This is a genomic window from Bacteroidia bacterium (assembly GCA_033391075.1).
GTDB lineage: Bacteria > Bacteroidota > Bacteroidia > J057 > J057 > JAWPMV01.
The window spans coordinates 6,516,733-6,529,369 of sequence record JAWPMV010000001.1; the positions used below are offsets into that span (position 1 = coordinate 6,516,733).

The following is a 12,637-nucleotide window of genomic DNA, read 5'->3' on the forward strand; positions in this document are numbered from 1 at the left end:
TCTACAAAGGGGAGGTCCAGCTTGCAAAAGGATTCAGGGAATTTATAACATTTCCCTAGCTGGAGGCAAGCATGCGCTTTCTTGCTTTGGCTTTCTTTTCACTGGGAACTATCCGATGAGGCACTTCCAGCGCATCATAAATTACCTGCTGTACGCGTTGGCGGATTCTCAGCTCATTGATCTTGAAATTCTTTTCGCTGGGATGAACGCGGTTAGAGAGGAAGATGAATACCAGATCATTCTCTGGATCCACCCAGAATGCCGTTCCGGTAAAACCGGTGTGTCCATAAGTAGAGTAGGGAGCACTTTCTGCTACTATGTAACGATGGGTACGGGGCGGCATATCAAAGCCATAAGCTCTGTGCCCACGCTGACGCGAAGTGAATAAGTCTACCGTTTCTTCAGACAGATATTGTTTCCCTCCATATTTACCCTTGTTGAGCAACATTTGTCCAAGGATGGCGAGATCATTGGCATTAGAGAAAAGACCGGCATTTCCTGATACTCCTCCCATCAGAGCTGCTGTCGGGTCATGTACCGTTCCACAAAGGAGTTGTCCTCTCCATCTGTCCGTGGAAGTAGGTACTAATTTATCCCGAGAAAATATCTCCAAAGGATTGTAGCCCATGGTTTGCATACCCAGCTCCTGGTAGAAGTTTTCATGCACATAGTCGCTAATGGTTTGCTGATTGACCGAATCGATCACTCTTTGCATGAGAACCATGTTCACACAACTATACTGATAAGCATTTGAATCTTTTCTTACCCGCAATCCTTTGGCTGTATTCCAAAGAGAATCGAGGTAATTTTCATTCAGATACAGACCACTCGCTACAGGAACTGTATATTCCTGGCTAGAAGTATTGCTATATAAATTACCGTATACTTTTCTCTGGTAAGGCAAAATTGGTAAGGTCGCCTGCAGCCCTGAAGTATGGGTCAACAACTCTTTGAGTTTAACATCAAAGACCTTGCTTTTCATTCGGGTTTTAGGGGGAATTACCCATCTCCCGACCAAATACAAAGAGTCTTCGAAATCGAGGGTATCAATTTGAGGGAGTTCCAGAATGCTAGTATCTTTTTTCACCGAATCTAAAAAGGCCAGATAATCCAGCTTGGGAATGGTGTCATATACTTTTTTGATCCCGGGTGTATAAGTAGGGTCGCTAAAATAGGTCGCCAGACTTTCATCCAAACTGATCTTATCTTCTTCCATCAGCTTCATAGTAGCCAGGGTAGTGGAAGCTACCTTGGTAATAGAAGCCAAATCGTAGATATCACTTTTTCTTACTGGTTTTTTGCGGGAATAGGTGTGGTAGCCGAAAGCCTCATGGAAAATGACCTGTCCTTCTTTGGCCACTAGCACCTGAGCCCCTGGCATGGCAAAATTGTCGATGCCTTCCTGTATGATGCGACTGATTTTGGCCAGACTATCAGAACTGATGCCTACGTATTCAGGGAACGTATATCCCAGACGTTGAGTTTCTGTATTAAAGCGATCCTTAAGTCCCAGATCGACCAGTACATCTTCAGGTACATCACCAATAAGGGGAAGCCCTCCAAATAAAGCCTGTGCCGAAATTTCCTGACTGATCAGGCTCTTGTTGTGGGCCTGAAGAATAGTAGGAAACTGCACATAAGGCTTGATCGCATCATAGTCGTTAAAGTTGACCAGTACAACCGTTGTCAACTTATTTATCTCTAATAGAAACTTCTTAATGTTTTGAGTAGTCTCCGTAGGATTATTGAGGGCAATTACTACGGTATTGTAAATACCATAGTCCATGGTATTTAGTTTTTGAACCAGATTTGTCTGCTCCGAAGAGAATGAACTGTAATAGTTCAGGTATTCTTCAAAACGGGGAAGTTCATCTCCCAAAGTCAGTACGTGAAAACGATGATTCTTTAATTGGCGGAAAGGAATGAGCTGCTCTTTATTTTGGAGTAGCACCATAGAAGCTTTGGTCGCTTCTCTATCCGATACCCTGACAATGGGGATTCCCCAAAGCAAACTATCCTGCAGGGTGTCCGCCCAAACGGTAAACTCAAATTGTGCCTTGTTATAGGATAAATTATTGAAGGTATACTTGCATGCACTGACTATGGTGATCATAGTCAATATGCCTATTAGGCCCCATACATATATGCCTTTTAATTTACCGTTCATCACCTTCTAAATCGGCTTAGGTTTTTGAGTTTTTTTCCCTTTAATAACGTTGGATACTTTCAATATCGACAAATAAATTGCCATATGACAGGGACCAAATACGAAGTGGATTTTAGCCAAAACCATGTGTCGGAAAACACAGATTAAACCCCTGTATATCAACCGATTGAGAAGCCATTGACTTAGTACGAAAACCGCAATAAATAAGGCTTCATACGCCAATTTTATCAGGATATGAAAGCAGCTTTACTGTTCTTGTAGAAATTATTACGGTTCAGCAGAATAGATCGCAAATCGAGGATAAAAAATCGGGATTTCGTAGAAAGACATAAAAAAAACTGCCAGTTGTACTTTTTCTGAACAACTGGCAGGCATGTTATATTTTTTAGAAAACTAGCGTTCTTGCTGTCGGAAGAGATTATAGGAACTTCTTTCTCCACTTGACACATCCAGGAAATTCACATGATACAAACCTCTCGGAAGATAGCTTATATCCAGCGTTTTGATGGGCTCTTCAGTAAAGTCCATGACCGCCTTGTAAACACTTGCTCCTCGAGAATCGAGAATACTCACTTCAAACTTTCCGGGATTCAGGAATTGAGGTTCAAAGTTCACCTCTCCAAAAGTTGGGTTAGGGAAGATCCTGAATTCAGGAGTAATTGTTACTTCGTTCTCTACCAGGATTACCCGTGAGTAAAAGAAGGTATTATTGATATTGGTGAATTTGATTCTGTAATAATTTTTCCCAGGTCGAGGTTCCACGTCCACATATACATAGGTCACCGGATTTCGTGCAGAGGTCAATTCTTTCCGTGTATAGATCACATTGTACAGAATACCATCTATACTTCTTTCTACAGAATAAACTCCATCCCTCACCGCTTCAGATAGAATCCAGAGCAATACATTTCGTGGACCCGGCTTTTCAGAAAGGTCAAACTTGATAAAGAATACTGCTGAAACAACATTGGTAGGGCTTACTGGGCTACTGATATCCGCGCAGATACTTGCGGTATCAAGCTGATCAGTAATCTTATTCAGAGAGTCTTGTCCCAAGTTAATATTGCTAAGGTCCACAAAGTCGGGACTATTAGGATCTGGATTATATACCAGAGAATGGATTCTGTATCTGGCAGAGGAATTCACCGTAAAGATCGGCGTATTTCCGATTGCTTCTACAATCATACTATCTCCGGAAGTAAGGATGTATCTGAAATTAAATCCGGAAGGAACCGTAGGGGAAGCGAGTATATTTGCCTGAATATCTATCGGTCCTGTTCTCAAAGAGTCCGTTTCCAATGCCATAGCCAATACGCCTGCATCTGCTTTACAGGAATCGATATCGACAATGGCTCCGGCAAAGTCCAAATCAGCACAAAGTCTTTCTGCAGTGATTTGAGCGGCTATATCTCCGATCTTGGCTGTCCCTATCTGATAGAAACTAAGGTCGAGGAAATTTACTCCACCAGGAACTGAGTCATATACAAGGGTATGAATGCCGTATTCAGCTGCTTCGGTAACCGTAAATTCAGGCGTATTAGAAATGTCAACATAAAGTGCACTACTTCCCCGACTCAAGAGATATTTCACATCATAACCGGGAGGAACTGAAGGAGGAATTGTATGAGTAGTGGTCAAAGTTGCCTGCCCTCCATTCAAAGAAGAAGCACTGGGAATATCCAAGGCACCTGCATTGGCCCCACAATCCTGAACAAAAAATTGAATCCCACTGGTATCTATATCCGCACAAACTCCCTGCATCTGAATAGCATCCTCAATCTCAGCTATACTCGTTTGGCCAATAATGATAAAGGAATCATCAAAATAATCATAGGTTCCGGGCATACCGAGATATACCATGGAATAGATCCCATAGTCTCCTCCTGAATTGACCTCAAAGTTCAGGCTATCTGAAGTTTCGAGTATGATACCACTAGGCTCAGAGGTCAGAAAATATTTTTTGCTATATCCGGCTGCAACATAAGCCGTATCTTCTATGGTGATTGCAAGATTGGCCTCCCCATTGATGATGTTCAAGGTATCAGAGGCGAGTGATAGACTATCTGCACTCGAAATACAATATTCGCTGAGTACAAAATTGATTGTATTTCTGAATACATCCCATCCGATATCAGAACTTAAGGTAGTTGCATTCTCTCTCAAATAGTATCCGATCCGCATAGCAGGTGCGCGGTAGTTTACCATTTCATCCTTATAGTCATAGACAAAAATGGCTACCTGATTGTTACTTCCTGAATTACTGATCTCTGCAACTTTCAGCGCATCTGCAGATGGGTTTCCCCACATAAAGCTGGTCAGTGAGGAAGTAACCGTTATAGTATTATTATAAACACCCGCAATAGGATGATCTGGCTCTAGGATATCAATTTGATCACGACCGGAACGGATTCCGTAGTCTATCCCCGCAGTAGGGCCGGTCATCTTCATATCGTCGAAAAGAAAAGCTTCGCTAACAATTATAGGGATTTTCACATCTCTGAATGCAATCCCGATAAGACTCGCCGTAACGGAAGGTGAAATGAAAGCAAAAGTCTTTCCATCAGCTTCTTCTGGCTGAATCGGATTTGCATCTACTCCTCGCACCATCACGTTTAGCCCCATACTTTCCAAAGTATCGAGCAATTGACGATCTGAGCTTAACATGTTTACCGAGTCAGGCCCAGTAAGAAAGAGTAGATCCTGAGATCTTGAAAAATTAAAACAAGTAATCAGAAATAGAAAAAGCGTAAAAGTTCTAATCATACCCCAAATATGATTTGCCTATTATAGCTGCTAGCATGTAAATATACCCTGTAATATCTTACAACTTACAATAAACAGAAATTCTATAGCAAAAAACGCACCTTAGAGCTATTTATTCTCATTTTAGCGTTTTTTTATTTGTAAGAGCTCAATTTTCTGTCCATGAAGTCTTTGCAAGTGCCAAAACTTTTTGGTCAGATTCTTTATAAACGGTGTGCAACCAATTTCCGTCGCCTAAATCTTCTACAGCTGACAAAAGTTTGTCGCCCCAGGTAGATTCAGATCTAAAATTGAGATCTATGCTCTTTAAATTTTGCTCGCTCAGGACTTTGAAAGGCAAACCTTCGATGGCGATTTGGAAATAATAGGTATTGCTTAAATGTTGATTGGTATCAATGTCATGCCAGCGCAAAGGAAAACTCTCAGCTTCTTCCGATGATTTGACAGGAGGAATTTTTCCAGAAGCAATTTCCATAGCATTTTGACCACGGGGAAGGCCCGTAAGAGATTGCAACCAATCCGGAATGCGGATCATCCTTCGTGTCTCAAGATCAAAGACCAACCAGGTACTGGTAGCCTTTGCTATACAGACATCATTTTCATCATAGACCCGATAATCCCGATAAACAAAAGAACGCTCTCCGCCAGAAGGCCAGGATTCTACATAATAATATTCTCTATGCCTGGGAAGACGTTCGATTTCCAGCTTCAACCTCGTCAGCACCCAGCTAATCCCATCCTCCTGCAAGCGAGCCACAGACGCACCCAAAGATTCCGCACTGTTCCAGGCAGCCTCCTGCATATTGTTGATCAGGGCAGGAACGCTCATGCGACTTTTAAAATCTATTTCATGTGCCTTAACCTGATTCTTTTCTCTAGTTACTTTCATCTTACGTTTTGCAGTTAGGATTCCGGGCTGAGATTTATTTCAGCTTCGAATTTTTGTATTTCCGTCTGAAAGCCCTCAGGGAGTTTGACTTTTTCTCCCTTGATAAAATCAAAAAGGACCATTTTTGCTTTTGCCTTCGCTACACATTTCCTATGCTTCTGGCTGATAATATTTGCTTCCAGAACATATTTGTAAACCCCCATCTCAAACATACGGGTTCCAACCAGAACCTCATCCGGAAAACCTAAGGGATGTAAATATTGAATCTTTATGGATGCAATGACAGGGCCGATGCCTTTTTGAGAGCTTTGCCCAAATCGCTTATAAAAAGTGCCGAGATAATCCATCCGCCCCATTTCCGCCCATTCGAGGTATTTGGTATTGCTTACGTGTAAAGCCGGATCGACATCTCGCCAATTCACCACTCGTTTTGTGATGACTGGATAGTCTTGTAGTAGTTTCGATAGCTTAGATTCAGGCATCGGGCTTTTTGCGATATCTGCGAAGATAAGCCTCTGCTTTGGGATGATGCAAATCAGCTGCCCGCTCCCAGGCTTGTATCGCAGATTGTGGCTTGCCCAAATTCTTCAGGGCAACTCCCCGATTGAAGTGAACCGCACGAAAATCAGGGGCAATTTCCAATGCCTGATCATAGGATTTCAGGGCATTCTCATATTGCGAATTGGCCAGGGATGCATTCCCTCGTCCCAGATAGGCATCTGGGTTTTGAGGATTCAGTCGAATAGCTTTGTCAAAAGCACGAATGGCTTCTTCAAACATTTGCCTTTCGATCAGGGCAAAACCTTTGAGGAGATAAGCCTCCGGAATATCTCCCCCACGGGCTTCATATAATTCCAGCTGGGCATTGGCTGCATAGAATTTACCGAGCTCATAATTTGCTTTGGCTGCTAATAGATAGGTCTCCGGAAAATCTCTATTCAGTTCTTTTACCCTTTCTGTAGCATCGATGCATTTGAGGAAATCTTTTGACTTAAAGTAAACGCCTGCTAATACCAGCCAACTTTCAATGTCTTCCGGATTGAGATAAATACTTTTTCTCAATAGTTCGATCGCTTCCGAGAAACGATTGAGGGAATCCAGAATCTTTCCTTTCAAAAAGAAATAAGCAGCATTCCCTTCTTCTTTCTCATCATCCAAAGCGTCCAAATCTGTCCAGGCTAATGCAGGTGCATCCGCCCGTACAAAACATTCGGCCCGCTTGAGTTTGAGTTCTTGCCCTTCGGGATAGGCTTTCAGAGCTCTTTTACTCAAAGTCAGGGCTTCCTTAAACTCTCCTTTTTCAAGATGTAGATCTAAAAGTCTTAGATACAAAGATTTGCCGGAGTCCTTCAAATCCAAAGCTCTGTACAAGTCTTTCATTCCTTCTTCTTCTCTCCCCAGGGCAAAAAAACTTTCGCTTCGCAATTCAAGAACTTCGGCAGAAAAGCTGCCTGACTGCTCTTTGTACAACTGAAAGTCTGCTAAGGCCTTTACATGTTCGTCCTTTTTCTGATAGCTAAAGGCACGATTTAAATGACTCCTGGAATGACCGGGATTAAATTGAAGCGCTCGTTCATAATCCCGAATGGCTCCATCCAAATCCCCCATTTCAAATTTGCAATTGGCTCGATTGAAATGCGGATAGTCGATACGAGGGTCCAGTTGGATGGCTTTGGAATAATCGCGGATGGCTCGTTCATACTTTCCTAAGGCAAATCTTGCGGAACCTCGATTATTGAAAACCTCTACCTTGTCGAGCCCTGCCAGGATCAATTGAGTATAAGCAGTCTCAGCCTGCTCAAAATCTCCCAATTCCATGAGTCTGTGGGCAGCTTTCAGCAGAACATGAGTATTCATACGTTTGATTGATTCTTAGAGCGGATGGTCTTTGGGTAAACGGCCTGTACCATTGCACCACTCGCATTTGTCTCGATTGCGGGTGTTTTGCCACCAACCTTTTCCATTACAGCGTTGGCATCTTTTCGTCTCGGATAAAACTTCATCAAAGAGGTAACGTCCTCCTTCAAAAAGAGCTCCGACAGCGAATGCAATTAAAATTAACTTAATCATATATGTTTTCCGATTCGTGCTTGTGCTTATAAAAATAAAAACAGGGCATCGAATAAGCAAAAATTGCCAATTAGTTCAAAATCATGCACTTCCGCTTTTTAAGGTAATCACCGTTATCTCCGGACGAATGCCCACCCGACCGGGGAAGCCCAGGTAGCCAAAGCCCCGATTTACATAGAGATATTGCTCTCCTTGTTTATACAAATCCGCCCATTGTCGATAGACATACTTTACCGGACTCCATTTAAATCGCTTGGTATCTATCCCAAACTGCATACCATGCGTATGCCCGGAGAAGGTAAGATCAATATCGGGATACTCCGGAATTACTTGTTCTAACCAGTGGCTGGGATCATGAGACAAAAGCAGTTTCACAGGGATATTTTCTGTCCCTATATGAGCTTTGGCCAAATCCCCATATTTGGGAAATCTTGCTTTCGCCCCCCAATTCTCTATCCCGAGTACTGCTATCTTCTCTCCTTCTTTTTCTAATATTCTGTGTTCATTGATCAAAAGGTCCCAGCCCATTTCCCTTTGTATCTGAGCCAATTTCCTAAGATTAGCCTCCTTGGCTTCTTTGTTCGGCCAATACACATAATCTCCATAATCATGATTGCCGAAAATGGAGTACACCCCGAACTCCGCTTCTAACTGACCAAAGAGATCTTTATACTCATCCATTTCATCCGCTACATTGTTTACCAGATCACCTGTAAAAAATATGGTATCCGCCTGCTGTTCTTTGATCAGATCAATCCCCTTCGCAACGGCATTTTTGTTCCAAAAAGTACCCGAGTGCACATCCGATATTTGCAATACCTTAAAGCCGTCAAATGCTTTGGGTAAATCAGGAAGGTAAACAGTCGATTTTCGCACGGCATAATCATGAGCGCCGACCAGGATGCCCCAACTGATAGCAATGAGGGTAAATAATGCCAGAACTCCACCAAAAAGGATCAACCAAAAGGATCTTTGAGCTACAAATGGTGAATCCGTGATTTCCGCCCATATCCAAAGAAAAAGCCTCCGAACATCGTCCAGTATCAGACTCAGGATCAAAAAGGTTTTGGCGACATAAATGGAAAAAATAAAAACCATAATGATGGTTCTCGCCCTTTTCCCCAACAGCTGTGGATCAATAAAATGATAGAAAAACAGCCCAATCACTGTTATTACACTTAATCCCCAGTATCCATAGGTGGCCGCGGATTGGATAGAAACTGATAATGGAGCCAGCAATACCCGAATAGCTTCGAAAGCATAGAAATCAATTATTAATAAAATCAATGCAAGAATCGGGATGGCAATACGTTTATTCATATGAGCATGAAGCTAATCTAAACACATGACACAGATAGGTTTTTAATTGTGACATTCAAGATGTACATTTATCCCAATCTGTTATAGGTCAAGTCTTTTCAAATCAAACACCTGATGTCGGAATTGGGGCCGATGTCCTTAAGTTATTCGTATGAAACCTCTAGTTCATACCACTTTGCTTGCTCTGCTTTGTACCTTAGGCCTCTTCCCCCAGTCATCCTTTAGCCAGGATAAACTGTCAAACTGGTATATCGAAGAAGTGTTTCTCCTTGCAGACCTTAATGAGGACAAATATCTCAGTGAATCTGAAATTCTGCAACTGAGGGAGAATTTTGCCTATTACCAAAATCCCGAATATTTCGAGCGTACAGACAAGAACAAAGATGGATACCTGGATTATCCTGAATTCAGATATCGCTTTGGGCAAGCTCTGGTCCATCGCCAGGAGATCGACGGTAAAGAATTGAAAATCCTATCGGAAAGCTTTCCTTATTTTGAGGATGCTGCCTATAAATATCTCAAGCGTCATCCGGAACTTACCGAGCGCTTGATGAACAACCTACTCTGGACCCGAGAGCATCCAGATCTCATGAAACAGATCATTGCGGACAAGGCCTGGCTCTCAAAAGAAAAAGCCATAGTAGAGTCTTTAAGTTCAAACCTGATCTGGCTTTCTGAGAATCCTGTGTTGGCAAAAAAATTCTATCAGGCAAAGAAACTCAATCCTGTATCCAATATCTGGAGGAGCTGGAGCATTAGCCATATGGATTACCTCGCCAACAATTCTGTTCAGCAAGGCATCCAAATCGACTTTCCCTATTGGCCAGCGGAAGAACCCAATGAAAAAGATAATGGGCAGTTGACAGCTTCTGCCCCCAGTCCCGGTGAAAGGCAGCAATGGGTCGATTCGCTCCTGATGGCAAATCAATCTTTGCAGTTGGCCAATGAAAAAGTGAAAAAAGAATTGGGAAGAAGAGATAGTGTAGCAAAAAGCATCTTTAGTGAGCAAATGGCTGCTCCGGATGACAAGAGCCTTTCAAGCCTCAAAAAAGAAAATGGGGATTTGCGAACAAGGGTTCGTCAAATGATGATCGAAAAGAAACTTTCCCGAATTGAAGAGGATAAATTGCTGGAAACCACCATTCGTCAGCGCAAACAAATCGCCCTTTTTGAAAAGCAACAGGAACTCAAAGATGAAAATGGGAATCTAGGCCTGAACAATACTGCTTTACTAGAGGAAGATATAGCGAAACTCAAGGAAGACCTATTGACAAAAGACCAGAGGATTGCGGAACTCAATGAGTCTTTGGGCGAATTGAATTCTTCCAATATGAATCTGCTCAAAGAGAAGCAGACATTGGCAGCGAATAATTCTCAACTGAAAAAAGAAAAAGGTAAACTCCTCACACAGAATGAATCCAAGCTGAAAAGCCTTTCTGAGAAAGAGAATACGACAGAAAAAGCCTTTAGTCAAAAAGAGGAAACATACAAAAATCAAATTGCCTCCCTTGAAGAAGAATCATCCAGGCTTTCCCGAAAGTATACACAACTAGAAAAAGAAAAAGACGAACTGGAAAGCAATCTGACCCGCGTATTGGAGAGTAAAGATCAAGATACCGACGAACTGATTGCCATAGAGGGACAATACAAACAACAAATTACTGCGCTGGAAATTGAATTGGAAGAAGCACAGGCAAAATTGACCGATAATTCAAGATCCAAACAGCAGAAAATCAGCAAACTGGAAGCAGAACTGCAGGAAAGCCAGGCTAAGCTGGCAGATAACTCAAACCAAAAGGAGCAAAAGATCGCTGACTTAGAGGCCAAACTCGAAAAAGCTGAAAATCGTCTGGCCAATAATAGTGGAAGTAGTCAGGAGAGAATCAAAACCCTGGAAGGGGAATTAGAAAAAAGTCAGGCACAACTAGCTGAGCGTTCCAATAACTATAAGGAAGAAATTGCTGAGCTAAAAGTAGAACTCAAGACTTCACAAAGCCTCATAGCAGAGAAAACTACAGATGAAAGCAATGTAAAGGAATTGCAATCCGAACTTTCTTCCAGCAAAGCAGAAATAGCCTCACTACAAAGTCGAATAGATGAGTTCCAGTCTAACTCTAGTCTCCGTAGAGAAAATGACCTGCAAATACAGAAAAAGAAGTACGAACAAGAAATAGCAAATCTGGAGGAAAGCAATGAAAAGTTGACGGCCTCTCTTGAGCAGAATAATAAGCAAATGGTTGCCCTCCTGGCTGAGCAAGATGCTTTGGAACAAAAAACCAAGGCCAATCAGTCGAAAGCCGTCAATCCCATAGCCCTCGACCCTCTAATAGAAAAGCAAAGAGACTCTCTGGAATTTGCTCTGCAAAATTCCCTGAGTAGAATCGGAAATCTGGAAGAGGAATTGAAACTATCGGAACAGGCCTTAAAGGATCAGGAGAAACAACTAGAACTTAGCAAAAGTAGTCTGGCAGCCAATTCTCCTGCAATTGATGAAGAATATGATGCCCTTTATTTGCGGGTGAATGAATTGGAATACAACAATGCCAAGCTTAAAGATGAGCTGGAAGCTACCCTGAGTCTGGCTGGTGAGCGAGAAGCCATTCTGGAAAAGCGCCTCAAAAGCAGCATGCAGGAAAGTAAGCGTATACAAACTAAAATGAATCGCTTCAAAAGACGCAAAAGATTCTACGATTCTGAGGATGGGGAGCGCATGGATAAAATGGCCCTGGAGCTGGCAGACAAAAAGAAACGCATCAAAGAAATGGATGAAGTAAACCGGGCTCTTCTGGCTCAGCTTCACGCCAACAACAAATATTTGGGACAAAATATTTCAAAAAGAGATCAATATCAACAAGAAATGACTCGCCTGAAAAGCGATGTCAGCCGCCTTGAATCTGCCAATGATAGTCTCAGCTATCTGGTTGCAAATGGAAAGGGCTTCAATGGCCCACAAAGAGATTCTTTGCTTGCCTATCAGGAAAGAATCTACCGCATGGAGCAGCGCATCCTCTATATGCAGAATTCCAATCAAACTCAGTTGGCCCGCTTGAATCTGGAAATAGATTCCCTTGTGACTGAGGTAAGTTCTCTGGAAGAAGAGAAAGCCAGCATTGCCCGAGTACAAAAAGTCGAGGCGAGTAGAAGTCAGTTGACGGATGATAGAGAAAGAAAACTCATTATGCTTCAGCAGCAATTGGAGGAAAAGGACCTGACACTTCGCCAAAAAGAAAAAGTCATTCAGGCAAAAATGAATGAGATCACTCAAAAGGAGAAAAAGTACCAGGACATGAGAAAATGGGAAGAAGAACTCCATCTACTTGAGCGAAAACTCAAAATAAATCCTGCTTATAAGAAAGCTAAGGAGGATAATTGATCCTGAAACAATCGATTTTTAACTTAGAGAACCTGTTTTATCCCTTCATTCAACA

General features: G+C 42.3%; 8 protein-coding genes. 1 reads left to right on the forward strand and 7 read right to left on the reverse strand.

The features are described from left to right. Positions 1-55: 55 nt before the first annotated feature. The 7 genes from R8P61_26085 to R8P61_26115 form a co-directional block, all read right to left on the reverse strand. Positions 56-2,167, reverse strand: coding sequence for a serine hydrolase (locus R8P61_26085; protein ID MDW3650572.1), 2,112 nt, complete (start codon positions 2,165-2,167; stop codon positions 56-58). Between the two features lie 393 nt (positions 2,168-2,560). Next, the gene (locus R8P61_26090) at positions 2,561-4,831 is read right to left on the reverse strand and encodes a T9SS type A sorting domain-containing protein (GenBank protein ID MDW3650573.1); all 2,271 of its coding nucleotides are present in this window, start codon (positions 4,829-4,831) and stop codon (positions 2,561-2,563) included. A gap of 247 nt (positions 4,832-5,078) precedes the next feature. After that, positions 5,079-5,819 (reverse strand): thioesterase, encoded by a 741-nt coding sequence (locus R8P61_26095; GenBank protein ID MDW3650574.1) that lies wholly within the window; start codon positions 5,817-5,819, stop codon positions 5,079-5,081. Positions 5,820-5,833: 14 nt separating this feature from the next. Further along, entirely contained in the window at positions 5,834-6,301 is a 468-nt protein-coding gene (locus R8P61_26100) for a thioesterase family protein (GenBank protein MDW3650575.1), read from the reverse strand. Next, complete coding sequence (locus tag R8P61_26105; GenBank protein ID MDW3650576.1) at positions 6,294-7,676, reverse strand: tetratricopeptide repeat protein; 1,383 nt, start codon at positions 7,674-7,676, stop codon at positions 6,294-6,296. The genes R8P61_26100 and R8P61_26105 overlap by 8 nt, the downstream gene beginning before the upstream one ends. Before the next feature lie 15 nt (positions 7,677-7,691). Then, a complete protein-coding gene (locus R8P61_26110) occupies positions 7,692-7,889 on the reverse strand; it encodes a hypothetical protein (GenBank protein ID MDW3650577.1) in 198 nt (65 codons plus the stop codon). A gap of 81 nt (positions 7,890-7,970) precedes the next feature. Next, positions 7,971-9,209 (reverse strand): metallophosphoesterase, encoded by a 1,239-nt coding sequence (locus tag R8P61_26115; protein ID MDW3650578.1) that lies wholly within the window; start codon positions 9,207-9,209, stop codon positions 7,971-7,973. Positions 9,210-9,360: 151 nt separating this feature from the next. Between R8P61_26115 and R8P61_26120 the strand changes: the two genes are divergently transcribed. Continuing rightward, a complete protein-coding gene (locus R8P61_26120; GenBank protein ID MDW3650579.1) occupies positions 9,361-12,582 on the forward strand; it encodes a hypothetical protein in 3,222 nt (1,073 codons plus the stop codon). Positions 12,583-12,637: the final 55 nt, after the last annotated feature.

Bases quoted from the DNA above. Each gene is read 5' to 3' on its own strand.
- R8P61_26085 (MDW3650572.1), bottom strand. From the start codon at position 2,167: ATGAACGGTAAATTAAAAGGCATATATGTATGGGGCCTAATAGGCATA.
- R8P61_26090 (MDW3650573.1), bottom strand. From the start codon at position 4,831: ATGTTAAGCTCAGATCGTCAATTGCTCGATACTTTGGAAAGTATGGGG.
- R8P61_26095 (MDW3650574.1), bottom strand. From the start codon at position 5,819: ATGAAAGTAACTAGAGAAAAGAATCAGGTTAAGGCACATGAAATAGAT.
- R8P61_26100 (MDW3650575.1), bottom strand. From the start codon at position 6,301: ATGCCTGAATCTAAGCTATCGAAACTACTACAAGACTATCCAGTCATC.
- R8P61_26105 (MDW3650576.1), bottom strand. From the start codon at position 7,676: ATGAATACTCATGTTCTGCTGAAAGCTGCCCACAGACTCATGGAATTG.
- R8P61_26110 (MDW3650577.1), bottom strand. From the start codon at position 7,889: ATGATTAAGTTAATTTTAATTGCATTCGCTGTCGGAGCTCTTTTTGAA.
- R8P61_26115 (MDW3650578.1), bottom strand. From the start codon at position 9,209: ATGAATAAACGTATTGCCATCCCGATTCTTGCATTGATTTTATTAATA.
- R8P61_26120 (MDW3650579.1), top strand. From the start codon at position 9,361: ATGAAACCTCTAGTTCATACCACTTTGCTTGCTCTGCTTTGTACCTTA.